Below are 24,224 nucleotides of genomic sequence, written 5' to 3' on the forward strand. Positions count from 1 at the left end.
CCGTGGCGGGATCCTCCTCGCTCCCTGGCGCGCGCGGCGGGCGCAGGCCGCGGATCGCGCTGCTCGTCTTCAACGACGCGTCGACCGACGCCCGCGTGCTCAAGACGGCCGATGCGCTCGCGGCGTCCGGAGCGGTCGTCCGTCTGGTCGCGTTCTCGGCGCACCTCCAGGCTGCACCCGGTCTCGTAGCGCGAGGTCGCGACGTCGAGATACTCAGGGTTCCTGTCCTCGAGCTCGACCACGCACCGGCCCGGGCCGGTGCCTGGGCGCGTCGACAGGTCTCCCTCCTGCGACGCGGGCGTGGAGATGCCACGCCGCCGGTCGGCGCGCCGCGGAGCGACGGCCCGGGCACGACGAACGCCACGCCGGCACCGGTCGAGCTCCGCGGCGCGAAGGGCACGGTCGTCGACCTCTGGATGCGCATGCACCACACGCTGCGGCTGGCGTCGTACCACGCCCGCTCCTACCGCGCCCTGGTGTCGTGGCGACCGGATGCCATCCATGCGAACGACGCGAACACGCTCGTCCCCGCGTGGGCGGCCGCGCGGAGGCTCGGGGTCCCGTTCGTCTACGACTCGCACGAGCTCTGGACCCACCGGATCAAGGCGGGTCACCGCCCGGTGGCACGTCGGTGGGAGGCGTTCGTCGAGAGACGGCTGGCGCCCCGAGCGGCCGCCGTCGTGACCGTCTCCCCGAGCATCGCGCACCGGCTGAAGGACGTGCTACGGCTTCGCGAGCTGCCGACCCTCGTGCGGAACGTCCCCGTGCGCTCGGGCGAGCCCGACCCGTCCCAGGGCTCGCTGCGACGGCTCGCAGGTCTGTCGCCGCAGGATCGCGTCGTCGTCCACATCGGTGCCGTGACGATCGGGCGCGGGCTCGAGCAACTCCTGTCCGTCCTGTCGCGCCTGCCCGCCGACGTCCACCTCGTGCTGCTCGGCCCCGCGTCGTCGACCTTCGTGGAGAAGCTCGACCGGCGCGCCGAGAGCCTCGGCGTCGGCCTGAGGGTCCATGCCGTCGGTGCGGTCCCTCCGGAGCAGGTGGCGCAGGCGGCGGCGGACGCGGACGTCTCCGTCGTTTCGATCGAGCCCCTGACCCTGAGCCTGCGCTTCTCGCTGCCGAACAAGCTCTTCGAGTCGCTCCATGCCGGGCTGCCCATCGTCGCGTCCGACCTTCCCGACATCGGTCAGGTCGTCACCGACGCAGGTGCGGGCGTGGTCGTCGACTTCTCCGACCCGTCGGCTGCGGCGCGCCGGATTCTCGACACGCTCGAGGACGGGGACGCCTACCGCACGGCGGCGCGGGCGGCGGCGCGCTCCCTCACGTGGCAGTCGGAGGTGCAGAACCTCGTCGAGGTCTACCGGCGGGTGCTCCTGCCCGGCACGGAGCGGCGGTCCCTCGTGCACCGGGCGGTCGCCGCCTGGACGAAGCACCGGCGGAGGCTGCCCCCCGGGCTCGGTGCGGTCGTGGACAGGGCGGTCCACCAGTTCCCCGATCCTCTCCGGGACGCCTACGACCGTGCGGTGTTCGGGTTCTCCGCCGCGGATGAGGTCGCGCCGCCACCCCTGCCCTCGTCGGGGCGTCGGCTGTACGTCGCGCCGACGAACTACGCGGGGCAGGGAGACGCGTACGCCCGGGCCGTCGAGCGGCACGGGGGCGTGGGCGCCGTCTCGATGAAGGCGTCGCCCGGTCCCGGGACGCTCCTGTTCCCGGCGGACATGGTGGTCGGGAAGTCGGTCTACCTGGCTTCGCGCGGCTGGCAGCGTAGGCAGCGGGAGTACGTCTCGCAGTTCACCCATGTGATCGTCGAGTCGGGCCAGACCCTGTACTCGCCTGCGGTCCCGGGAGCGGTCGAGAGCGAGGTGCGCGACCTCCTGGACCACGGCGTGCGTGTCGCCCTGCTCTTCCACGGCTCGGACGTCCGCCTCCCGAGCGCCCACCTGGAGCGGGAACCGTGGTCGCACTTCGCGCAACCGCCGTTTCTCGGTGCGGAGCGGTACGAGGAGCAGGCGCGACGGAACCGCGCGCTCGCGGACGAGCTCGGGACCGCGGGCGTCCTGACGTTCGTGACCACCCCTGATCTGCTGACCGACGTCCCGTCCGCCCGGTGGGTTCCCGTCGTCGTGGACCCCGCACGTTGGTCGGACACCGCGCGCGAGGACGTCCTCACGCGGCGGGTCCCGGTGGTGGTGCACGCGCCGAGCAGGTCCGCGGTCAAGGGGACCGACCTCGTCGAGCCGGGCCTCGTGGAGCTGGACCGCCGGGGTCTGATCGAGTATCGACGGGCCGAGGGCCTGTCCTGGCGCGACATGCCGGCGTTCTACGGCGACGCGGACGTTGTGCTGGACCAGTTCAGGGTGGGGAACTACGGCGTCGCGGCGTGCGAAGCGATGGCGTCCGGGCGCTTGGTGGTCTCGTACGTCTCCACGGACGTGCGCGCCGAGGTGCGACGTGCCTCGGGCCTCGACCTGCCCGTCGTGCAGAGCACCGGCCCGGACGTGGTGCGCGTGCTGTCCGAGATCCTCGAGGACCGCGAGGCCGCACGTGACGTGGCCCTCAGGGGGCGGTCATTCGTCGCCACCGTGCACGACGGGACGCGGAGCGCCGAGGTGCTCAGCGCCTTCATCGAGGGGGACGCATGACGTCCGAGATCATTCCCGTGGGCGCGTTCGACGCCTCGGCGGCCCGTTCGCCGCGGGTCGACGTCGTCGTCGCGGTACACGACCTGACCCGGCCCGTCGGCAGGGCTGTGGCGTCGGCGGTCGGGCCGACGGCAGGAAGCCCGACGGGCTCCGTCCGGGTGACGGTCGCGTGCCACGAGCTCGGTGCGGCACGGGTTGCGAGCGTCCTTGACCCTCGGCTGGGCCCATCGGTACGCCTGCTGGAGGTGCACGACGGCCTCGGCAGCCCGTCCGGCCCCTTCAACGCGGGGTTCGACGCCGCCACGGCGCCGTTCGTCTCGATCATCGGATCGGACGACTTCTTCGAGCCCGGTGCGCTTCGCGCGTGGACCGACCGGGCCGAAGCGACCGGCGCGGACGTAGTGATGGCGCGGCTGCGCGCGCAGAGCGGGTCCGGCATCAACACCCCCCGCGCCCGTCCGTTCCGCAGCAGTCGTCTGGACCCGGTCAAGGATCGGCTCGCGTACCGGACGGCCCCGCTCGGACTGCTGCGTCGCGCCACGCTCGACCGGCACGCGCTCCGTCTAGATAGCGGTGTGAAGGTCGGCGGGGACCTTGCACTCGGTCTGCGGCTGTGGGCCCTCGCGGACCGCGTCGAGCTCGGCCGTCAGGACCCGGCGTACGTCATCGGCGAGGACGCCGTCACACGCGTGACCACGACGCCGCGCCCGCTCACGGTCACGCTGGCACCGTACGAGTCGCTCCTCGCGCAGACGTGGTTCGCGCGGATGCCTCGGGCGTACCGCCGCTCGGTCGCGATCAAGGTGCTGCGCATCCACGTGCTCGGGGCGGTCGTCGCTCGGGGGCCGGCCGACTCGTGGTCCGCGGCGGAGACGGCGTACCTGCACGAGGTGGCCCGGGGACTGGTGCAGGTAGAGCGCGGCGTCCTGCGGCCGTTCTCGGTTGCCGACCGGGTGCTGCTCGACGCTTGCCTCGATCCGCGGAGTGACGCGGGCCGCATCGTCACGGCCGTCGCGCGCCGCGCGCAGACGTCGCGGACCGGACGGCTACTCCCGCCGAACCCGCTCCACGCCCTCGACCGCGAGGGCACGCTCCGCTACTTCGTCGCAGACAGGTTCTGGCGATGAGCGGCCCCGACCGGGGCGCGCTGCGTGTGGCGGTGACGACGGGCCCCGTCTCGATCCCTCCGACCTACTTCGTGGCGGAGCACCTCAGGCACATGCCGGACGTGGACGGGAGGGTCTTCGCGATCGCTGCGAGCGTCACGGACCCGCGGCTCCGTGACCTCGTCACAGGGGTCGTGCCGTCCGGGGCGGGGGGCTGGCGGACCGTCCTCAGTTATCAGTCCGCCGTCCCACGGCTCCGCGCGCAGGTGCGTCGGTTCCGACCTGACCTGGTGCACCAGCACTTCGCGACGTGGAGCCTGGCGGGCGCGGGCGCGGCGGCCGACCTCGGTGTCCCGTTCCTGGTGACCCTGCACGGCTACGACGTGTTCCTCCGTTCCGCCCCGGTGAGAGACGTCTGGTCGTTCCTCACGGCGGTCAACCTCCGACGCTGCGCCAGCCGCGCGACGTCGCTCCTCACCGTGAGCCAGTGGCTCGCCGGGGAGGCCGTACGGCGCGGCTACCCGGCGCGCTCGGTAGAGGTGCAGTACCAGGGCGTCGACACGGACTTCTTCACGCCCGGGACGCCGCAGGAGACTGAGCTCCCCGAGATCCTGTTCGTCGGCGGGCTCGAGGAGCGCAAGGGCATCCGCGACGCGATCCGGGCCTCGGTCATGCTCTCCGCGGACGTCCCGCACGTCCTGCGCGTCGTGGGTCATGGGAGCCTGGCAGGCGTGGTCGCGAGCGCCGCGCAGGAGCATCCGCACATCCGCCCCGAGGGTCTCGTCGACCGTGAGCGCGTGCGGCAGGCGATGCGTTCCGCGGCGGTGTTCGTCATGCCGACCCAGAGCGACGGCGACTGGCGGGAAGCGGCAGGTCTCGTCACCGCGGAGGCCCAGGCGTGTGGCGTCCCCGCGGTCGTGTACGACTCCGGAGGGGCACCGGAGATGCTCGTCGACGGCGAGACCGGGATTGTCGTCCCCGAGCGGGACACGCGCGCGCTGGCGGACGCCCTCCGGGAGCTGCTCGCGCTGGACCAGCGCGAGCGGGCGGCGATGGGAGCCCGGGCGCGTCGCTTCGTCGTCGAGGAGCGCGACTCACGGCAGAGCGCCGCCGAGCTGCGGGCACGCTACGAGCTCCTTACCCACTGACCCACCTTCGAGACCCCTGGAGCGGACCCATGGCCGAGAGCAGCAGGCGGACGATGCTGATCGTGTCGTTCTCCCCGCTGGCGGGAGACGCGCGGGTGCTCAAGCAGATCCGGCACTTCGCCGCCTCGTACGACGTCACCACGTGCGGCTACGGGCCGACACCCCTGGAGGGCGTCGAGCACCTGGCGATCCCCGACGACGCACGTCACGAGCTCGACGGACGGTTGGTGACGACCCGGGTCTACCCGCTCGTGCACCGTGCCGTCCCCGCGGTGCGGGCGGCCCGCCGCGTCTTGGCGGGTCGTCGCTTCGACGTGGCCATCGCCAACGACCTCGAGACGGTTCCGGTCGCCTTCGATGTCGCCGAGCCGGCGCACGTGCTCGCCGACCTCCACGAGTACTCGCCGCGCCTGCACGAGGACAACCCGGCCTGGGTCCGCCGGATCGCTCCCTACTACCGCTGGCTGGCTCGTCACTATGCGGCGCGCGCCGGCGCGGCGACGACCGTCGGCGACGGGCTCGCGGAGGCCTACCGCGACGAGCTGGGCGTCGAGTGCCGTGTCGTGACGAACGCCGCGCCGTACGCCGCGCTGTCGCCCGGGCCGGTCGTCGAACCGGTGCGGCTCGTCCACAGCGGAGCCAGCCTGCGCAAGCGCAACCTGATGCTCCTCCTCGAGGCCGTCGACGCGTCTACCGCCCCGGTGTCGCTCGACCTCTTCCTCACGCCGAACGACCCTGGCTACCTGACCGAGCTGCGCGAGCGCGCGGCGCACAGCAGCCGGGAGATCACAGTCCACGATGCCGTGCCCTACGACGAGCTCCTGGCGACGCTCAACCGGTACGACGTCGGCGTGCACGTCCTCCCGCCGGTGAACTTCAACAACGAGTGGGCGCTGCCCAACAAGGTCTTCGACTACGTGCAGGCCCGGGTCGCGCTGATCGTCGGTCCGTCACCCGAGATGGCGGCGGTGGTGCGGGAACGAGGGATCGGCCTCGTGACGGAGGACTTCTCCGCGGACGCGCTGGCGCGGGTCCTCGACGCCCTGACCCCTGCGCGTGTCGCGGCGCTCAAGGCCGCCTCGGACGCGTCGGCGCACGACCTGGCGTCGGATGCTCAGGTCGCCGTCTGGGACGAGGTCATCGCGGGGCTCGCCAGGGTCGGTACCCGATGAGCGAACGCCCGTCGGTCCTCGTCCTGTCCTTCTCGAACATCGCGTCCGACGCCCGTGTCCTCAAGCAGGTACGCCTGCTCGCCCAGGACTACGACGTCACGACCTGCGGTCACGGCCCGGCACCCGAGGGAGTCACGGCGCACGTCGAGGTGCCCGCGGACCGCATGGCGTGGGTCAAGGACCGTCGGCTGCTGCTGTTGCGCCGCTACGCGGCGGTGTACCGCAGGAACTCGGCCGTGTCCTGGGCGCGGGAGCATCTCCCGGTCGGCGCGTTCGACGTGGTCCTCGCCAACGACGTCGAGGCGGTTCCGCTCGCGGTGGAGCTCTGCCCCCGTGGTGGCGTGCACGCGGACCTGCACGAGTACGCGCCGGGCCAGAACAGCGAGCTCCGGCGCTGGCGCTGGTTCGTGGCCCCCTATCTCCGTTGGCTCGTGCGGACACGGGTGCGCGGCGCCGACTCGTTCACGACCGTCGCGCCGACACTCGCACGACGCTACGCACGTGACCTGGGCGCCCCGGTCAACGTCGTCGTGAACGCCACGCCCTACGCGGACCTCGCGCCGCACCCAACGGCACGACCGGTCCGTCTCGTCCACAGCGGGGTCGCGCAGCGGAACCGCTCGCTCGAGCTCATGATCGACGCGGTGGAGGCTTCGTCGTCGGACGTCCTGCTCGACCTCTACCTCGTCCCCAACGACCCGGTGTACACCCGCGAGCTCGAGGAACGCGTCGCGGGCTCCGCGCGGGTGCGCGTGCTTCCGCCGGTCGCGTACGACGACCTCGTCGCGACGCTCAACCGCTACGACGTGGGCGTCTTCGTCCTTCCGCCGGTCAACCCCAACTATGCGGCCGCGCTCCCGAACAAGCTGTTCGACTACGTCCAGGCACGCCTCGGCGTCGTCATCGGTCCGTCTCCCGAGATGGAGGAGGTCGTGCGCGGCCATGCGCTCGGAACCGTGACGGAGTCCTTCACCGCCGAGGCGTTGCGCACGATCCTGGACGGCCTCGACGTCGAGAGGGTCGACGAGTGGCGGCGCGCCTCGGACCGCGCCGCCCGCGAGCTCTCCGCGGAGGTCAGGTCGCGGCCGTGGCTCGACGCGGTCGAGGCGCTCGTCGCCAGGAGGCCGGGGTGACCTCGGGCACGACCGACGTCGCGGGTGCTCCGCGCGTCCCGGTCCCGGCGCACGTCGACGCGCCCGCGCGCGGGTCGGCCCCCGACCTCGCGTGGTTGGACTGGCTGCGCGTGCTCGCGATCGTCGGCGTGGTCACCATCCACGTCGTCGGGTCCACGGCGCTCGCGCCCTGGGCGAGGACGTCGCGACTGGGCTGGCTCGCGATCTGGCTCGACATCGGCTTCGTCTTCGTGGTCCCGGTCTTCGTCATGATCAGCGGCGCACTGTTCCTCGACCCGGCTCGGTTTCGTGGCACGGGGGACTTGCTGCGCCGACGCGCGCTCCGCCTGCTGCCGGCACTCGTCGTCTGGCACCTCGTCTACTGGGCGTTCCGGGTGGTGTACCTTGACCAGGAGATCGGCGTCCGGGACTTCCTCGAGTTGACCGTCACAGGTCGGCTCTACCCGCACCTCTACTACTTCTGGGTCGTGCTCGGCCTCGTCGTAGTGACGCCGGTGCTCGTGCCGTGGGTGGCCACGGCCCCGCGACGCTCACTCCTCCTCGCGGGGCTGTGCGCCGCGAGCATGCCCGTCCTGACGGTCGCGCTGCGGAACGGCCTCGAGGCCGCGCCCGTGTGGGTCGAGACCCCGTGGACCTGGTGGCTGTTCTATCTCGGCCTCTACCTGCTGGGGAGCGCGCTGCGGGACGTGGTCCTGCGGGGCGTGGCGCTCGTCGCTGCGGGCACCGCCGCGGTCCTGCTGGGCGCGCTGCTCACGTGGCAATGGCGCAACCCCGCGGCGCCCGGTTGGCTGCAGGTCGTCTCGCCCGTCTCCTACTACGGGCTTGGCGTGCACGTGTACGCGGTCCTCGTCCTCCTCGTCGCCCGCGCGCTCGTCAGACCGGGCGGCGTCGGCCGCGTCCTGGCACGTCCGGCTCCCGCGCGGGTCGGGCGAGTGCTCGGCGCGGCCACCCTCGGGGTCTTCTGCTCACACCTCCTCCTGGTACCGGTCGTGGCGGGGATCCCGGCGCTCGGGGGTGACGCGGCCGCGGGGTCCTCCGTCCAACTCGTCGCCCGCGTCGCGTGCGTGCTGGTGATCTCCTACACCGCCACTCTCGTCCTGCGGCGCGTGCCCGTCGTTCGGTCCGTGCTGTAGAGCGGTGCTAGCGTCGCCCTCCGTGCATGCTGATGTCTCCGCTCCCGAACGTGGACCCGACGTCGACGTCGTCGTCGCGGTCCACGACGTCCGTCGCCCCGTCGCACGGGCCGTGGGCTCGGCGCTACGGAACCGGGCGCGCGTGCGCGTCACGGTGGTCTGCCACGAGATCGGGGCGCACTCGGTGGCTCCGCTCCTCGACGGCCTGGGCGAGGGGGTACGCGTCCTGGAGCACCGGGACGGGGTCCGATCGCCGGCAGGCCCGTTCAACCACGGTCTCGACTCTGCCACGGCACCGTTCACGTCCGTCCTGGGCTCGGACGACGTGCTCGAGCCGGGGGCGGTCGACTCGTGGCTCCGGACCGCGCGGCGGGACCGTGCCGACGTCGTCGTCGCACGGGTGCGCCACGAGGCGGGCCCCCCGATGCGGACGCCGCCCGCGCGACCTTGGCGCCGCGCGCACCTCGACGGGGTCCGCGATCGTCTGGCCTACCGCAGCGCGCCGCTCGGCCTGGTGTCGACGGCTCGGTTCGGCGCCCTGCGCTTCACCCCGGACGTGGAGGTGGGGGAGGACATCTCCTACGTGCACGCGCTGTGGTTCTCCGGTGCGGCCGTGAGCCTCGACCGCGGCCCGGCGTACGTGGTGATGGACGACACTGCGGGCAGGGTCACGAGAGAGTCCAGACCGGTCGGTACCGAGCTCGCCTACGTCCCGCGCGTAGTCCGCGAACTGCGAGACCTGCCGCAGGACGTCCGCGACGCGGTCGTACGGAAGCTCGTCCGTATCCATGTCTTCGGCGCCGTCCACAACCGGCCCGACGCCACGGCCTGGGGGCCCGACGACCGCACCGCGCTCCGGAAGGCCACGGTCGAGCTCCTTGGTGCGGCCCCCCGGGCGGCCGCGCCCTTCTCTCGTGCCGACCGGGCGCTGCTTGACGCGGTCCTGGACACGACGGTCGGAGCCGACGTCCTCGTCGCGGCTTCCGTCGCGCGGCGACGGTTCGGCCGGCCGGGGACGCTCGTGCCGCGCGACGTGCGGTGGTCGTTCCACCGCGAGGCCCCGCTACGGTTCATGGTCGCGTCGGCGCTCGCGGGTCGCTCGCGCCCGACGCGCGGGGCGGGTGCGGCATGAGGATCCTCGTGGTCACGGCGTGGTACCCCAGCGCGGACGACCCCGCGACCGGTGCGTTCGTCGAGAAGGACGTGCTGACGCTGGCGGCCGCGCACGACGTCGAGGTCCTCCATCTCGTCGCGCCCCGCCTCGCGTCCGGCGACCCGTTCTCGGTGCGTGGCGGCGTCGTCGTCCGGCAGGTGCCGATGGACCCTGCGCGGCCCGATCACTGGATCCGCGCGTCCCGGGCGGCGCGTCGTCTCGCGCGGGGGTTCGACGTCGTGCACACGATGGCCTTTCCGTCGCTCCTGCCGTTCCTCGCCCGCCGCCCGGGTGTGCCGTGGGTGCACACGGAGCACTGGTCGGGCATCTCCAACCCGAGCTCGCTCCCCTGGGCGTGGCGGGCAGCCATGCCGTTGCTCGGCCGCGCGCTCGCCCGGCCCGACGCCGTCACGGCCGTGTGCGAGTATCTCGCCCGGCCCGTCGGGCGTCTCCGGCGCGGACCGGTGGAGGTCGTGCCGTGCGTCGTGGAGCCGCCCGACGCCGTGGTGCCCCGGCCGCGGGCGGGCCGGCTCGTGGCCGTGGGCGGTCTCGTACCGGGCAAGGACCCGCTCACGGCCGTCGACGCCCTCGCGCTCCTCGCCGCGGACGTACCGGACGTGTCGCTGACCTGGGTGGGGGACGGGCCGCTGCGCGAGGACGTGCTGCGTCGGGCTGGGGAGCGGGGCGTCGCGGACCGGCTCCGGCTGGTCGGCCGCCTACCCGCACCCCGCGTGTTCGCCGAGCTCGACCGGGCCGACCTCTTCCTGCTGCCCACGCTCCGCGAGAACTTCTGCGTCTCTGCCGCGGAGGCGCTCGTCCACGGCCGGCCTGTCGTCGCCGGCGCGAACGGTGGTCACGCCGAATACCTGGACCCCGCGGTGGGAGAGCTGGTGGGCACGCAGTCCGGGGCGGCGTACGCGCGTGCGGTGTGTGCCGTCCTCGGACGGACCGCCGAGCTCTCCGCCGCGGACGTCGCCGCGACGGTCGGTGACCGCTTCTCGGCCGCGACGGTACGTCGGGGCTACGAGTCCGCGTACCGGCAGGTCATGCGCTGACCTCGCCCGGCGCGTCACGGAGCAGCACGTCGATGACGCGCTCCGCCGCGCGCCCGTCCCCGTACGGCGCGGCTCCGGTCGCTTCTGGCGCAGGACGGGTCACCGCGTCGCGGACCTGGTCCGGCTGGGCGAGGACGTTCCAGCCGAGTTCGACGGTCTCCACCCACTCGGTCTCGGTCCGCAGCGTCGTGCACGGGACGCGCAGGAGGAAGGCCTCCTTCTGCAGGCCGCCGGAGTCGGTGACGACGCCGGCGCTGGCGGAGACCGCCGCCACGAGGTCCGGATAGGCGAGCGGCGAGCGGGGACGGAGAGCTCCCGTCTCGAGCTCGATACCGTGCTCGGCGCACTTCGCGACGAGACGAGGGTGGGCGAGCAGCAGGACGGGCCGGTCGAGCCCTGCGAGGCTGGCGACGAGGTCGCGGAGCCGCGCGGGGTCGTCGGTGTTCTCGGCACGGTGCAAGGTCGCGAGGTAGTACCCCCCGGGTTCGAGGCCGGCCTCGGCGAGCAGCGGGAGCGGGCGGTCGGCAACGGCGTCGCGTACCTGGTGGAGGACGTCGGTCATGACGTCCCCGACGAGCACGGAGCGTGCCGCGAGCCCCTCGGCGGCGAGGTGGTCCATCGCCACCTGCGTCGGCGCGAGGCACAGGTCCGCGGCGTGGTCGGTGAGCACGCGGTTGTGCTCCTCGGGCATCCGACGGTTGAAGGACCGCAGTCCCGCCTCGAGGTGCGCGATCGGGCGATGGAGCTTGACGGCGCTCAAGGCCGCGGCGAGCGTCGAGTTGGTGTCTCCGTAGACGAGCACCCAGCTTGGGGCGTGAGCGTCGAGGACGGCGTCGAGCGCACCGAGGATCGCTCCGGTCTGGACGCCGTGGCTCCCGGACCCGACACCGAGGTGGACGTCCGGGTCGGGGATGCCGAGCTCCGAGAAGAAGACGTCCGAGAGCATCGGGTCGTAGTGCTGCCCCGTGTGGACGATGACGTGCTCGACGCCGGCGGCGGTCGCGGCGTGGGCGATCGGGGCGAGCTTGACGAACTGCGGGCGCGCGCCCACGACGCTGAGGATCTTCACGGACATCGATGCTAACGGGAGCCGGGCGTCAGGCTCCGCAGGGCACTCGTCGAGAGGTCGCCCTCGCGGCTGGCGTGCCCGTCGACGGCCCCGCGTGGGTGTCGGTCGGACAGCGGCTTCCTCCCCGCGTTCGGGAACGCTACGATCACGGCGCTCGGGGGGCCGTCGTCGACGGGTTCACCCGTTTCGAGCAAATCGTCGAGGAAGTCGAGATGCCCATGGCAACAGGAAGTTCGCGCACGGCCCGGTCCCGGGTCGTTGCGTTCGCGTGCGCGGTGGCGACGGTCACCGCGGGTGCCCTCTTCGCAGCTCCCGCCCAGGCCGCTCCCAGCACCCCGGACGGCGCCGACGCGGCGCTCGTCGCGGCCGCCCAGGAGCGGGTCGCCCACCTCCGGGCCTTCCGTCCCCAGGACACCGAGCCCGTTGACTCGGTCGCCGTCGAAGCCCTCGCCGCTCGGGCGTTCGGGGCCGAGCCCGCCGCGCTCGCCGTCGCGGCGGACGAGAGCGTCGACCGCGTGTACGGCCAGAACCGCTGGGAGACCGCCGTCGCCGTCTCGCACCTCTACGGCCTCGGCGACGGCGGGCGGTCCGGTGTCCTGAACGGTCGCATCGACGCCGACGAGCAGGCGGCGCCGGTGGTGTACGTCGCGAGCGGGATGGGCTACGCCGACGCGCTGTCGGCGGCGCCGGCCGCGGCGTTCAACCGCGGCCCGCTGCTCCTGACCCCGGCCGCCGCGATCCCGGAGGTCGTGCTGTGGGAGATCGAGCGCCTCCACCCGGCACGGATCGTCGTCGTCGGCGGAACCGCCTCGGTGTCCGACGCGGCGTACGCGCAGCTCGCGGCGATCCAGCCGAACATCCGGCGGGACGCCGGTCGGGACCGCTATGAGACGTCGCGCGTCGTGGTCCAGCGCGGCTTCGACTACGCCGCGCGCGGGATGGACGCCTCGAGGATCGCGTACCTCGCCAGCGGCACGGGCTACGCCGACGCCCTCGCGGCGAGCGCGGCCGCGGCGACGGTCGGTTCGCCCGTGGTGCTCGTCGACGGGCGGGCGACGACGGCCGACGCGGCGACGACGGTCCTCCTGCGCGACAGGCTCGGCGCGGAGTACCTCTTCCTCGTGGGCGGGGCGGCGTCGATCTCGTCGGCCTACGAGCGCAACCTCCTGGCTCAGCCCTGGGTGACCGTCCCGACGCGACTCGCCGGCAACGACCGGTTCGGCACCGCGAACGCGATCAACGCCTACCTCTTCGGCCTGCTCCACGCCGACGGCGTGCTGACGCCGGGCTCCGTGAACTACACCTCCGGCCTCAACTTCCCGGACGCCCTCTCAGCAGGGGCTATGGCGGGATACTTCTTCGAGCCGCTCTACCTGTCGCTGCCGTCGTGCATCCCTGCGCAGGCCGTGCGTGACCCGCGTTCGTGGGGAGTCACGAGCTTCTACGTCATCGGCGGCCCGGGCGTGCTCGATGCCGCCGTGGAGAACCTGACGACCTGCTGAGTCGCCCGGCCCTCGGTAGCCGGGGCCCTCGGACACCTCGTCCGGGGGCCCCGGTACGCTCCTGCCCGTGGCCTCCCCCCCTCCTTCCACCCCGGTGCCCTCCCGCGAGGCCATCGCGGCGTCGTCGCGGCTGCCGACCGCCGGCGTCACCGGCCTCGAATGGGTCTCGTGGCTTCGTGTCCTCGCGATCGCCGCCGTCGTGTGCATCCACGTCGTCGGTCACGACGCCATCGTCGACGGCGCCCGGGGGACGTTCCACGGCAACCTGGCGATCTGGCTCGACTTCGGATCGGACTATGCCGTCCCGGCGTTCGTCCTGGTCAGCGGGGCGTTGCTGCTCGACCCAGCACGGTATGCCGGGGCCGGGGCCTTCCTGCGCAAGCGAGCGCTGCGCCTGCTCCCCGCCGTGGTCGTGTGGCACCTGGTCTGGTGGGCCTTCTGCGTGGCGGTGCTGGGCGAGAACCTCGGCGTGCGCGCGTTCGTCGAGCAGTCCGCGACGGGGCGGCTCTACACCGCGCTCTACTTCTTCTGGATCGTGCTCGGGCTCGCGCTGGTCACCCCGGTGCTCGTGCCGTGGGTGAGCACGACAGGACGACGCCCGGTGTGCGTCGCCGGAGCCGCACTCGTCGGGATGACGGCTGCGTCCGCAGCCGCCGAGGGTGTCCTCGGGCTACCGGTCGCGTGGGTGCACACGGCCTGGACGTGGTGGATCCCGTACCTCGGCCTCTACCTGCTGGGCTGGGGCCTGCGCGACGTCGTGCTGCGCGGCTGGGTCCTCGCCGCGGCAGCCGTCGGCGCGGCGGGGATCGGCGTGCTGCAGTGGTGGCTCTGGGAGAACCCTGCGGCACCGGAGCTCGTGCGCCAGCTCCTGCCGACGACGTACTACGGCGTCCAGGTCCAGGTCTACGCCGTCCTCGTGTATCTCGTCGTCAAGAGCGTGGTGAGGCCGGGCGGTCTGCTCGGTCTGCTGGCCACGCCTCGCGCCGCTGCGGTTGGTCGTGTCGCGGGAGACGCGACGCTCGGCGTGTTCGTGCTCCACCTGATCGTGTGGAACCTGATGCTGGCGCTGCCTGTCCTGGGGGGCGCCAAGGCGGCGGGCTCGGCCCCGCTGATGCTCGGGCGTGTGGTCTTCGTCCTCGTGGTGACCTACGCGATCGTGCTCCTGCTCCGCCGGGTCCCGGTCGTCCGACGCGTCCTGTAGGCGCGTCAGGACGCGGCGCTTCTCCCGGGCCGTGATCTGGGCTAAGTTCCCTTCGTCCGCATTCTGTGTCGAGGCGGACATTCCGCGCATCCCTAGGAGGCGATCCCGTGGCGCGTCACTCTGCACGGACCACACCGAGGCCGAGCGTCACGAAGAGTGCGCCGGTGTCGGCACGTTCCGTCGCGGGCAAGGCTCTCTCGTACGGCGTCACCCCGTTGCTCGTGCTCTCCGTGGTGCTCGCACCGGCGGGGAGCGCCCTGCCCCGGTCGTCCGTGCTCGAGCCAACGGCGGGGCAGGCTGACGCGCCACCGGTCGCCGCCGCCCTGCCCCAGGTGGGTCCTCAGGCGGCTCAGGTCGAGACGCACGACGTCGCCGAGAACGGTGCCGTCGCCGTCGCGGAGAGCTTCCAGACCGCCGCCGTGACGTGGTCGTCCGAGATCGACGCAGCCGTGCCCGAGATCCGGCTGCGCGCGCGGGCCATCGACGGGTCGTGGGGTCCATGGACCCACGTGGACCGGGCGACAGACGGAGCGGACGCCGCGACGAGCGACGTCGTGTCGTCGAGCACCGTGTACGTGGGCGACTCGGACGCGGTGGAGATCGCCACCGTCGACGACGACGCGACCCTGCCCGACGGCGTCCAGGTCACGACGGTCTCCTCCGAACCGACAGGCTCGGCGGCCGCACAGAGGTCCGGGGCCGCGCCGGTGGCTGGGGCCGCTGCGGTCTCGGCTGCGGAGACCCCCTTCCCGACGATCATCACGCGTGAGCAGTGGGGCGCGGCTCCGGCGTCCTGCGCCTGGGGCTCGGCAGCGACGCTCAAGGGCGGTGCGGTCCATCACACGGTGAACGCGAACGACTACACGTCGATGGCCGAGGCCATGCAGATCATCAGGAACGACCAGGCGTTCCACCAGTCCGGGAACGACTGGTGCGACATCGGCTACAACTTCCTGGTCGACAAGTGGGGGAACGTCTACGAGGGGGCCGATGGCAGCATCGAGCGAGCGCTCATCGGAGCGCACACCGGTGGCTTCAACACGGGCACGGTCGGGGTAGCGATGGTCGGCACCTACACGAACGTGGCACCCTCGACGGCGCAGCTCGACGGCGTCGCGAAGATCATCGCCTACCGGCTCGCGCAGTACGGCGTCGACCCGGCAGGGAAGGCAACGTTCACCGCGGCGAGCAGGACGGCCGGCGGCCGGTTCGAGGCCGGACAGTCGGTGGTCCTCCCCAAGGTCTTCGGTCACCGGGACACCCATCAGACCGAGTGCCCCGGCACGCTCGCCTACGGGAAGCTGTCGTACATCCAGAGCCGTGCCTCCCAGTACTTCGGAGAGCTCGGCACCGCGGTCGAGCGGATCTCGGGTGCCGACCGGTTCGCGACGTCCGCGGCGATCTCGGCCGCCACCTTTGCGCCCGGGGTGAAGGTCGCGTACGTCGCGAACGGCATGGCGTTCCCGGACGCGTTGTCCGGAGGACCGGCCGCTGCCGCCTCCGGTGCCCCGATGCTCCTGGTCGGGCCCACGACGGTGCCGAACCCCGTCGTGGACGAGCTCAAGCGGCTCCGACCGGAGCGGATCGTCGTCCTCGGCGGTGCCGGGGTGGTCTCCGCGGACGTGGTCACCCAGCTGAAGAGCCTGACGGCGACAGGGCAGGTGCGCCGCCTCTCCGGGGCCGACAGGTTCGCCACCTCGGCGGCGATCTCGACTGCCACCTTCGCCCCCGGAGTCGAGGTGGCCTACGTCGCGAACGGTCTGGCGTTCGCGGATGCGCTCTCCGGCGCCCCCGCGGCGGGGGCTCGGAAGGCGCCGGTGCTGCTCATCAGCCAGAACGCCGTCCCCGGGTCGGTCGCGGCCGAGCTCCGGCGGCTGCGTCCGGGCCGGATCGTCGTGCTGGGAGGCACCGGTTCGGTCTCCGCCGCCGTCGCGAAGCAGCTCGCCGAGTACACCCCGTCGAAGAGCGTGACCCGCGCCGCGGGAGCGGACCGCTTCGCGACGTCGGCCGCGATCTCGGCCGCGACGTTCGACCCTGGTGTCCCCGTCGTCTACGTCGCGAACGGGCTCAACTTCCCGGATGGGCTCTCCGGAGCGCCCGCGGCCGGAGCGGGTGGTGGGCCGGTGCTCCTCACCGTGAAGGACAGCCTTCCCGCTGCCGTGGCGGCGGAGCTCGAGCGGCTCGACCCCGCGCGGATCGTCGTGCTCGGTGGTCCGGGTGTGGTGTCCGACCCCGTGCGCGCCGCGCTCGCCGGGTACCTGAGCGAGCCCGCGCCCTGACCCACGCGCTCGGACGTGCCGCTCCTCGTCGAGGTGAGCGACCGGCTGCCGCGATGATCGGCGCCTCGCGTATCCTGCACGGTGGTCCGACCGCTCGACGCTGAACGACACCGTCGCGGTCCCCCGGATCCGGGACACGCTGCCGGACCGACCACCCGCTCGCCGGAAGGAACACTCGATGCGCATCGCCGTCGTCGCCCTGGGGAAGATCGGCCTTCCCCTGGCCGTCCAGTTCGCGTCCAAGGGACACGAGGTGATCGGAGTCGACGTCAACGCCGGTACGGTCGCCACGGTCAACGAGGGCCGGGAGCCGTTCCCGGGCGAGGCGTACCTCGCCGAGAAGCTCGCGGAGCTGGTCCCGGCCGGACGGCTGCGCGCGACCACCGACTATTCCGAGGCGATCCCGGGTGCCGACGCCGTCGTGCTCGTGGTCCCGCTGTTCGTCGACGAGGAGACGGCAGCGCCGGACTTCGGCTGGATGGACGCCGCGACGAGGTCCCTCGCGGAGCACCTGACGCCGGGGACGCTCGTCTCGTACGAGACGACGCTCCCCGTCGGCACCACGCGCAACCGGTGGAAGCCGATGCTGGAGGAGATCTCGGGCCTGGTGGAGGGCGAGGACTTCCACCTCGTGTTCTCGCCGGAGCGCGTGCTGACCGGTCGCGTGTTCGCGGACCTCCGCAAGTACCCCAAGCTGGTCGGCGGGCTCTCGCCCGAGGGGGCGGAGCGGGCGCGGGCGTTCTACGAGGCCGTCCTCGACTTCGACGAGCGCCCGGACCTCGACCGCCCGAACGGAGTCTGGGACCTCGGCTCGGCCGAGGCGTCCGAGCTCGCGAAGCTCGCCGAGACGACGTACCGCGACGTGAACATCGGCCTCGCCAACCAGTTCGCCCTGTTCGCCGACAAGCAGGGGATCGACGTGCACGCCGTCATCGACGCGAGCAACTCCCAGCCGTACAGCCACATCCACCGTCCGGGGATCGCCGTCGGAGGGCACTGCATCCCGGTGTACCCGCGGCTGTACCTGTCGGTCGACCCGGACGCGTCGATCGTGCGCGAGGCCCGCGCGGTCAACGCGTCCATGCCGGAGCGCGTCGTGGGACGTGCGGTCGACCTCCTGGGGTCGCTCGACGGGCTGGACGCCGTGGTGCTCGGCGCCGCGTACCGCGGCGGCGTGAAGGAGACGGCGTTCTCCGGGGTCTTCGCCACCGTGAAGGCCCTGGAGGCGCGGGGCGCGTCGGTCCGCGTGCACGATCCCCTCTACTCCGACGCCGAGCTCGCCGCGCTCGGCTTCGCTCCCTTCCACCTGGGGGACCGGGCGGACGTCGTCGTGGTCCAGACCGACCATGCCGAGTACCGCGAGACCGGCCGCGAGAGCGTGCCCGGGGCGCGGCTCGTCGTCGACGGTCGCGGCGTCACGGACGCCGGGCGCTGGGCGGGGGTGCCGCGCGTCGTGCTCGGGCGGGGCGACGCCCCCGACGAGGCCTGAGGCGCGCAGGGCGCCCTCCCGCACGTCGCCCGGACGTCGCCGGCAGACCTCCTGACCTGCGCATCCACCCGCTGCGGGTGGACTATCCTGCACGAGCGCCTTCGCGCGTCTCCATCCAGCCGATCCCCGAGGTTTTCCATGCGAATCGCCGCGGTCGTCGTCGCCTACGACCGGCGTGACCTGCTCGTCGAGGCGCTCGACGCGCTCGCTGCGCAGACCCGTCGGCTCGACGCGGTCGTCGTCGTCGACAACGCGTCCCACGACGACTCGGCGGTCGTGGCGGCCGAGCACCCCGTCGGGGCCGAGGTGCTCGAGCTGCCCCAGAACACGGGCGGTGCCGGCGGCTTCGCGGTCGGCATGGCCCATGCGGTCGAGGCCCTCGACGCGGACCTCGTCTGGCTGATGGACGACGACACGATCCCGACACCGACCGCCCTCGCCGAGCTGCTCGCCGCGCGGGAGGCGTACCCGGGTCCGGTCGCGCTGCTCGGGAGCCGCGTCGTCTGGCACGACGGCCGCGACCACCCGATGAACACGCCGCGCCGTCGCCCGGGGGCGTCCGCGGAGCAGATCGCGCGGGCCCGGGAGTCCGGGGCTCTTCCCGTGCGGTCCTCCTCGTTCGTCTCGATGCTGGTCGACGCGCGGGCGGTCCGGCACCACGGCCTGCCCGTCGCGGACTACTTCATCTGGAACGACGACTTCGAGTACTCGGCCCGGTTGCTGCGCCGGGGGACGGGCCTGCACGTGCCCGCGTCCGTCGTCGAGCACCGGACCAAGAAGTTCGGGGCCACGGACGCCGACCCGGGCGAGCGCTTCTACTACGAGGTGCGGAACAAGCTCTGGATGCTCCTGCGCTCGCCCTCGCTCTCGCCGGAGGAGCGGTTCCTCTACCTCGGGGCGTCGCTGCGGCGGTGGGCGCGCACCTTCCGTGGCTCCCGGAACCGCGACGTCCTGCGCTCGGCAGGTCTGCGCGGTGCGCGGGACGGGCTGCTCCGCGGTCCCCGGCGCAACGCGGCGGTGCTGGCGGACATGGGCCCGCTGACCGCGGAGGTCGACGCTCTGGACGCGGGGCGCAGCCGGCGGGGGCCCGCGGCATGACCACCGTGTCGCTGCCGCCGTTCTCGCTCCTCCTGCCCGTCTACCACGGCGACGACGCCGCCCACCTGCGCAGGGCCTTCCGGTCGGCGACGTCGGAGCAGCACCTCCCGCCCGCCGAGGTCGTGCTCGTCCAGGACGGCCCGGTGGGTCCTGCCCTCGGCGAGGTCGTCGCGGAGATCGAGTCGGCGGGGCAGGGGGTGACGGTCGTCCGGCTCGAGCGCAACGTGGGGCTCGCGCTCGCGCTCGAGGCGGGGCTCGCACGGTGCAGCCACGAGATCGTCGCCCGCACGGACGCCGACGACGTGTGCCGGCCGGAGCGGTTCGCGCGCCAGATCCCGCTCGTCGCCGAGGGGTACGACATCGTCGGGACCGCCATCCAGGAGTTCGTCTCCGAGGACGAGCCGGGCCTCGTGCGGGTGCCCCCGCTGTCGAGCAGGGACATCGAGTCGGGGGCGCGCTTCCACTCGCCGTTCAACCACCCGACCGTCGTGTACCGCCGGTCCGCGGTCGAGGCCGCGGGCGGCTACCAGGACCTGCCGCTCCTCGAGGACTACTGGCTCTTCGCCCGCATGCTCGCCCGCGGGGCCCGCGGTCGCAACCTTCCCGAGCCGCTCCTGCTCTACCGGGTGGGTGCGGGCGCGTACGCGCGGCGCGGCGGGACGCGCCTGCTGCGGTCGGAGATCGAGCTCCAGCGCCGGATGCGGCGCATCGGCTTCACGTCGCGGGCACAGGCGCTGCGCAACGTCGTCGTACGGGGTGGGTACCGTCTCGTCCCGGAGAAGGTCCGGACGGCGCTGTACCGCACGTTCCTGGCGGACAGGAGAGGTTGAGCGATGGCCGAGTGGCTCGCGACGTGGCCCGTCGCCGTCGCATCCCTGCTCGTCCTGTTCCTGCCGGGCGTCCTGCCCGCGTACGCGCTGGGGCTCCGCGGCCTCGTCGCGTGGGGCTCGGCGCCCCTGCTCGGCGGCGGCGTGATCGGGATCGTCGCGGTCGTCGCGGGTGCCGCCGGGGTGCCGTGGGGGATGTGGCCGGTCGTCGCCGGGAGCGTCGTGCTCGCCGCCGTCGCGCTCCTGCTCCGGCGGGCGTGCGGCCCGTGGACGCCCCGCGTCCGCGGCGCCCACCCGTCGCGACGCCTGCTCGCGGCGGTGGTGCTCGTGACGAGCGTGACGGCGGTCGTGCTCCAGGTGCGGCGCACGCTCGTCGCGGTCGGGGGACCGGATCGCGTGGCCCAGACCTTCGACACCCCGTTCCACCTGAACTCGGTCGCCCTCGTCCTCGATCGAGGCGACGCGTCCTCGCTCCACATGAACCTGACCGTCCCGGACACCCCGACGGCGTTCTATCCCGGTCTGTGGCACGGGATCGTCTCCCTGGTGGTCCAGCTCACCGGTACGGACATCGCCGTCGCGGCGAACTGGGTCTCGGTCCTCGTCGGCTCGGTCGTCTGGGTCGCGGGACTGCTCGCCCTCGCCCGGACGATCCTGGGCACGTCGCCCGTGCTGCTCGGCCTGGTCGCGCCGCTGTCCTTCGCGTTCACGCAGTACCCGAACCGGCTGTTCTCGTTCGGCCTGCTGTACCCGAACTTCCTCTCCTACGCGGTGCTGCCCGCAGCCCTCGCGCTGTGCGTCCTGGCGCTGGTCCGCAGGACGGGTCCCCGCCGCCTGCCGCCCGCGGCAGGTGCCCTGCTCGGCATGGTCACCCTCGTGCTCGCCCAGCCGAACGGGCTGTTCGCGCTGTGGTACGTCGTCGTCCCGGTGGTCGTGACGGCCCTCGTCCAGACGACGGGGCGGTTGCGGCGCCGTGGCCGGGGCCCGGTGGTCGCGGCGCTCCCGGCGGTGCTGACGGTGGTGGGTGCGGGGATCGGCTACTGGGCTCTGGGACGGGTGTCGATGATCGACCAGTTCCGCGAGAAGAGCTCCTGGGAGGTGACGGCGTCGTGGCGGCACGCGGCGCGCGAGGTCCTCGACCTGACGGCGATGCACCCGTCGACCACGCCGAACTTCCCCGAGCCGGAGAACCTCGCGGCGGGGGTCCCCAACCTGGTCGTGGCGGGTCTCGTCGTCCTCGGTGCCGTGGTGTGCCTGACCGTCGCGCGCTGGCGGTGGCTGCCCTTCTCCTACGGGATCGTCGCGGTCCTCTACGTCGTCGTCCGCGGCGTCGACAGCCCGCTGCGCCCCCTGCTCACGGGGTACTGGTACGCGGACCCGCAGCGCATCTCGGCGCTCCTGCCGCTGCTCGGCGTGCCGCTGGCGGTCGTCGGTGCGGGCTGGGCGGTGACCGCGCTGCTCCGCCTCGCGCGGGTGCCGACCGGCCCGTTCGCGCTGCACCCGGACGGACGGCGCGCGGCGCTCGTCGTCGCTGCCGTCACCGTGGTCCTCGCGGTCGCCGTGTCGGTCCTGCTCCCGCGCACCGCCACGATGCGCGAGTCCTTCGCCTACGTGTCCCACGTGTACCGGGTCGACCCGTCCGCCGAGGGGTCCGCCGGGCTGCTCGACGCGGACGAGATCGAGATCCTGGAGACGGTGGCCGAGGTCGTCCCGGAAGGCGTGGCCGTCGTGGGCAACCCGTGGGACGGAAGCTCGCTGACGTGGGCGCTCGCGGGGCGCGAGTCGGTCTTCCCGCACACCGGGATCCGGCTCGACGAGGACCGGCTCCTCGTCGCGGGCCACCTGCGCGACGCCCTCACCGACCCGAGCGTCTGCGAGGCCGTCGAGGACCTCGACGTCGGGTACGTCATGCGCGGCGGTCGGCTGCTGTGGGGGACTCCCCCGGCGGGGTTCGAGGGTCTCGACGGCCTCGTCGAGGCCGGTGTCGGCGAGCTCGTCGCCCAGGAGGGCGACGCCCGTCTCTACCGCATCACCGCGTGCGGGCTCGAGGACGACGGCGGCTCGTGAAGGTCCTGTGGCGGCTCTGCGGGGCCGACCACGCCGTCCGTCCGGCACCTGCCGAACGGCTACGCTAGTGCGGCTGTCTTCCAAGACTAGGAGTATGTGTGGACGCGGATCTTGTCGTCGTGGGCTCGGGGTTCTTCGGCCTGACGGTCGCTGAGCGGATCGCCGAGGAGTACGGCCGGAAGGTCCTCGTGATCGACCGACGGCCGCACATCGGGGGCAACGCCTTCAGCGAGGCGGAGCAGACGACGGGGATCGAGGTGCACCGCTACGGCGCCCACCTGTTCCACACGTCCAACGAGCGCGTCTGGGAGTACGTGAACCGCTTCACGGCGTTCACGAGCTACGTGCACCGCGTGTACACCACGCACCGCGGCGAGGTGTTCCCGATGCCGATCAACCTGGGCACGATCAACCAGTTCTTCCGCTCTGCGCACGGCCCCGACGCGGCGCGCGCTCTCGTCAAGGAGCTCTCCGCGGAGCTGGGCGGCAAGAGGCCGGCGAACCTCGACGAGCAGGGCGTCTCCCTCATCGGACGGCCCCTCTACGAGGCGTTCATCCGTGAGTACACCGCGAAGCAGTGGCAGACGGACCCGCGCGACCTGCCCGCGTCGATCATCTCGCGGCTGCCCGTCCGCTACACGTACGACAACCGGTACTTCAACGACACGCACGAGGGCCTGCCCGTCGACGGCTACACGGCCTGGCTGGAGCGGATGGCCGACCACCCGAACATCGAGGTCCGCCTCGGCGTCGACTTCTTCGACGCGACGCAGCCGGTCAACAAGGAGAACGTCGTCGGCAACGTCCCCGTGGTCTACACAGGGCCCGTGGACCGCTACTTCGACTACGCCGAGGGCGACCTGTCGTGGCGCACGCTCGACTTCGAGGAGGAGGTGCTCCCCGTCGGCGACTTCCAGGGCACCTCCGTCATGAACTACGCGGACGCGGACGTCCCGTACACCCGGATCCACGAGTTCCGGCACTTCCACCCCGAGCGCGACTACCCGACGGACAAGACCGTCATCATGCGTGAGTTCTCGCGGTTCGCGCAGCGCGAGGACGAGCCGTACTACCCGGTGAACACGGCCGCCGACCGTGAGCGGCTCCTGCGGTACCGCGACCTCGCCGCCGCGGAGCGCGACGTCCTGTTCGGGGGGCGTCTCGGCACCTACAAGTACCTCGACATGCACATGGCCATCGGCGCTGCCCTGTCGATGGTGGACAACAAGCTCGCGCCGCACTTCGGTGGCGGCGCCGCGATCCAGAGCGGAGGAGTCGAAGAGTGACCGTCGCCCCCCAGGAGGCGTTCGTCGAGCCCGGCAAGGGAGCCGGGCTGCTCGACGTCCTCCGCCGCCGATTCCTCGCGCGCCTGCTGGTGCGCAAGGAGCTCCGGGTGCGGTACCGAGGATCCTTCCTCGGCCTGCTCTGGTCGTACGTGAAGCCCGCCGTCCAGTTCGTCGTCTTCTACTTCGCCGTGGGCGTGTTCCTGCGGATGAACGAGAACGTCGAGGACTTCGCCGTCTACCTGTTCTCCGGCGTCGTCGCCGTCAACTTCTTCAGCGAGGCGTTCGGCAACGCGACCCGGTCGATCGTGGGCAACGCCGCCCTGGTCAAGAAGATCTACCTGCCGCGCGAGCTCTTCCCCGTCGCGTCGGTCTGGGTCGCCGTCGTGCACTTCCTGCCGCAGCTCGTCGTGCTGATCCTCGGTGCGCTGATCGCGGGGTGGCAGCCGTCGCTGTTCGAGCTCGGTGCGGGTGTGCTCGGGATCGTCATCATCGCCGTCCTCTCGCTCGGTCTCGGACTGCTCTTCGGGGCGCTGAACGTGCTGTTCCGCGACGCCGAGAACATCGTGGACCTGATGCTCATGGTCGCCACCTGGCTCTCGCCCGTGCTGTACCAGTGGCAGAACGTCAGGGACGCCATCGGGGACGGCGTCCTGTGGTGGATCTACCAGGCGAACCCCATGACCGCCGCGGTCGAGCTGTTCCACCTGTGCTTCTGGTTCCCCGGGACCGACCGGACGGGTGCCATGCCTCCGGGCCTCCTGTGGTCGACGATCTCCGCGGTCGTCCTCTCGTTCCTCGTCCTCCTCGCCGGGCAGGTCGTCTTCCGGCGACTCGACGGCCGATTCGCCCAGGAGCTCTGACGTTGTC

At 72.6% G+C, this 24,224-nt stretch carries 18 protein-coding genes; 17 read left to right on the top strand and 1 reads right to left on the bottom strand.

Annotated features, from left to right (window positions below; all coding sequences use genetic code 11):
- The first annotated feature begins 2 nt into the window (after nucleotides 1-2).
- Genes ABWU78_RS08920 through ABWU78_RS08955 form a run of 8 tightly spaced genes read left to right on the top strand, consistent with a single transcriptional unit; the run spans nucleotide 3 to nucleotide 10,539 of the window.
- Nucleotides 3-2,639 carry a glycosyltransferase gene (locus tag ABWU78_RS08920; protein ID WP_353708680.1) on the top strand — a complete coding sequence of 879 codons (2,637 nt, stop codon included), beginning with the start codon at nucleotides 3-5 and terminating at the stop codon, nucleotides 2,637-2,639.
- Nucleotides 2,636-3,766: a glycosyltransferase gene (locus ABWU78_RS08925; protein WP_353708681.1), complete on the top strand. Its 1,131-nt coding sequence runs from the start codon at nucleotides 2,636-2,638 to the stop codon at nucleotides 3,764-3,766. The genes ABWU78_RS08920 and ABWU78_RS08925 overlap by 4 nt, the downstream gene beginning before the upstream one ends.
- Nucleotides 3,763-4,893, top strand: a complete 1,131-nt coding sequence (locus ABWU78_RS08930) for a glycosyltransferase (RefSeq protein WP_353708682.1) — start codon at nucleotides 3,763-3,765, stop codon at nucleotides 4,891-4,893. The genes ABWU78_RS08925 and ABWU78_RS08930 overlap by 4 nt, the downstream gene beginning before the upstream one ends.
- A gap of 29 nt (nucleotides 4,894-4,922) precedes the next feature.
- Nucleotides 4,923-6,065 carry a glycosyltransferase family 1 protein gene (locus tag ABWU78_RS08935; RefSeq protein ID WP_353708683.1) on the top strand — a complete coding sequence of 381 codons (1,143 nt, stop codon included), beginning with the start codon at nucleotides 4,923-4,925 and terminating at the stop codon, nucleotides 6,063-6,065.
- Complete coding sequence (locus ABWU78_RS08940; RefSeq protein WP_353708684.1) at nucleotides 6,062-7,198, top strand: glycosyltransferase family 1 protein; 1,137 nt, start codon at nucleotides 6,062-6,064, stop codon at nucleotides 7,196-7,198. Before ABWU78_RS08935 ends, ABWU78_RS08940 begins: the two co-directional genes overlap by 4 nt.
- On the top strand, nucleotides 7,195-8,331 hold the full coding sequence (locus ABWU78_RS08945) for an acyltransferase (RefSeq protein ID WP_439158145.1): 1,137 nt from the start codon (nucleotides 7,195-7,197) through the stop codon (nucleotides 8,329-8,331). The genes ABWU78_RS08940 and ABWU78_RS08945 overlap by 4 nt, the downstream gene beginning before the upstream one ends.
- Before the next feature lie 22 nt (nucleotides 8,332-8,353).
- On the top strand, nucleotides 8,354-9,463 hold the full coding sequence (locus tag ABWU78_RS08950; protein ID WP_353708686.1) for a glycosyltransferase: 1,110 nt from the start codon (nucleotides 8,354-8,356) through the stop codon (nucleotides 9,461-9,463).
- Nucleotides 9,460-10,539, top strand: coding sequence for a glycosyltransferase (locus ABWU78_RS08955; RefSeq protein ID WP_353708687.1), 1,080 nt, complete (start codon nucleotides 9,460-9,462; stop codon nucleotides 10,537-10,539). Before ABWU78_RS08950 ends, ABWU78_RS08955 begins: the two co-directional genes overlap by 4 nt.
- On the opposite strand, the gene wecB is transcribed toward ABWU78_RS08955, so the two are convergent.
- The gene (gene wecB / locus ABWU78_RS08960) at nucleotides 10,529-11,608 is read right to left on the bottom strand and encodes a non-hydrolyzing UDP-N-acetylglucosamine 2-epimerase (RefSeq protein WP_353708688.1); all 1,080 of its coding nucleotides are present in this window, start codon (nucleotides 11,606-11,608) and stop codon (nucleotides 10,529-10,531) included. The two genes, ABWU78_RS08955 and wecB, sit on opposite strands and share 11 nt — an antisense overlap.
- Before the next feature lie 218 nt (nucleotides 11,609-11,826).
- Here wecB and ABWU78_RS08965 point away from each other — a divergent pair, with 218 nt between their 5' ends.
- The 9 genes from ABWU78_RS08965 to ABWU78_RS09005 all read left to right on the top strand — a co-directional run bounded on the left by ABWU78_RS08965 (nucleotide 11,827) and on the right by ABWU78_RS09005 (nucleotide 24,217).
- On the top strand, nucleotides 11,827-13,110 hold the full coding sequence (locus ABWU78_RS08965; protein ID WP_439158146.1) for a cell wall-binding repeat-containing protein: 1,284 nt from the start codon (nucleotides 11,827-11,829) through the stop codon (nucleotides 13,108-13,110).
- A 67-nt stretch (nucleotides 13,111-13,177) separates the two neighbouring features.
- Nucleotides 13,178-14,311, top strand: coding sequence for an acyltransferase (locus ABWU78_RS08970; RefSeq protein WP_353708690.1), 1,134 nt, complete (start codon nucleotides 13,178-13,180; stop codon nucleotides 14,309-14,311).
- 164 nt (nucleotides 14,312-14,475) lie between these two features.
- Entirely contained in the window at nucleotides 14,476-16,590 is a 2,115-nt protein-coding gene (locus tag ABWU78_RS08975) for a cell wall-binding repeat-containing protein (RefSeq protein WP_439158147.1), read from the top strand.
- Between the two features lie 178 nt (nucleotides 16,591-16,768).
- Entirely contained in the window at nucleotides 16,769-18,079 is a 1,311-nt protein-coding gene (locus tag ABWU78_RS08980; protein ID WP_253053175.1) for a nucleotide sugar dehydrogenase, read from the top strand.
- Nucleotides 18,080-18,217: 138 nt separating this feature from the next.
- Nucleotides 18,218-19,177: a glycosyltransferase family 2 protein gene (locus ABWU78_RS08985; protein WP_439158148.1), complete on the top strand. Its 960-nt coding sequence runs from the start codon at nucleotides 18,218-18,220 to the stop codon at nucleotides 19,175-19,177.
- Entirely contained in the window at nucleotides 19,174-20,007 is an 834-nt protein-coding gene (locus ABWU78_RS08990) for a glycosyltransferase (protein WP_353708694.1), read from the top strand. The genes ABWU78_RS08985 and ABWU78_RS08990 overlap by 4 nt, the downstream gene beginning before the upstream one ends.
- A gap of 3 nt (nucleotides 20,008-20,010) precedes the next feature.
- On the top strand, nucleotides 20,011-22,071 hold the full coding sequence (locus ABWU78_RS08995; RefSeq protein WP_353708695.1) for a DUF6541 family protein: 2,061 nt from the start codon (nucleotides 20,011-20,013) through the stop codon (nucleotides 22,069-22,071).
- Between the two features lie 98 nt (nucleotides 22,072-22,169).
- The gene (gene glf, locus ABWU78_RS09000) at nucleotides 22,170-23,357 is read left to right on the top strand and encodes a UDP-galactopyranose mutase (protein ID WP_353708696.1); all 1,188 of its coding nucleotides are present in this window, start codon (nucleotides 22,170-22,172) and stop codon (nucleotides 23,355-23,357) included.
- Complete coding sequence (locus tag ABWU78_RS09005; RefSeq protein WP_253053185.1) at nucleotides 23,354-24,217, top strand: ABC transporter permease; 864 nt, start codon at nucleotides 23,354-23,356, stop codon at nucleotides 24,215-24,217. The genes glf and ABWU78_RS09005 overlap by 4 nt, the downstream gene beginning before the upstream one ends.
- Nucleotides 24,218-24,224 lie beyond the last annotated feature (7 nt).

The sequence above is a fragment of the Cellulosimicrobium sp. CpK407 genome, from assembly GCF_051844275.1.
Lineage (GTDB): Bacteria > Actinomycetota > Actinomycetes > Actinomycetales > Cellulomonadaceae > Cellulosimicrobium > Cellulosimicrobium cellulans_G.

What these genes read in the sequence shown, in the direction of transcription:
- ABWU78_RS08965 (WP_439158146.1), top strand. Translation starts at nt 11,827, where the DNA reads ATGGCAACAGGAAGTTCGCGCACGGCCCGGTCCCGGGTCGTTGCGTTC.
- ABWU78_RS08925 (WP_353708681.1), top strand. Translation starts at nt 2,636, where the DNA reads ATGACGTCCGAGATCATTCCCGTGGGCGCGTTCGACGCCTCGGCGGCC.
- ABWU78_RS08935 (WP_353708683.1), top strand. Translation starts at nt 4,923, where the DNA reads ATGGCCGAGAGCAGCAGGCGGACGATGCTGATCGTGTCGTTCTCCCCG.
- ABWU78_RS08955 (WP_353708687.1), top strand. Translation starts at nt 9,460, where the DNA reads ATGAGGATCCTCGTGGTCACGGCGTGGTACCCCAGCGCGGACGACCCC.
- ABWU78_RS08990 (WP_353708694.1), top strand. Translation starts at nt 19,174, where the DNA reads ATGACCACCGTGTCGCTGCCGCCGTTCTCGCTCCTCCTGCCCGTCTAC.
- ABWU78_RS08995 (WP_353708695.1), top strand. Translation starts at nt 20,011, where the DNA reads ATGGCCGAGTGGCTCGCGACGTGGCCCGTCGCCGTCGCATCCCTGCTC.
- ABWU78_RS08985 (WP_439158148.1), top strand. Translation starts at nt 18,218, where the DNA reads ATGCGAATCGCCGCGGTCGTCGTCGCCTACGACCGGCGTGACCTGCTC.
- ABWU78_RS08940 (WP_353708684.1), top strand. Translation starts at nt 6,062, where the DNA reads ATGAGCGAACGCCCGTCGGTCCTCGTCCTGTCCTTCTCGAACATCGCG.
- ABWU78_RS08980 (WP_253053175.1), top strand. Translation starts at nt 16,769, where the DNA reads ATGCGCATCGCCGTCGTCGCCCTGGGGAAGATCGGCCTTCCCCTGGCC.
- ABWU78_RS08930 (WP_353708682.1), top strand. Translation starts at nt 3,763, where the DNA reads ATGAGCGGCCCCGACCGGGGCGCGCTGCGTGTGGCGGTGACGACGGGC.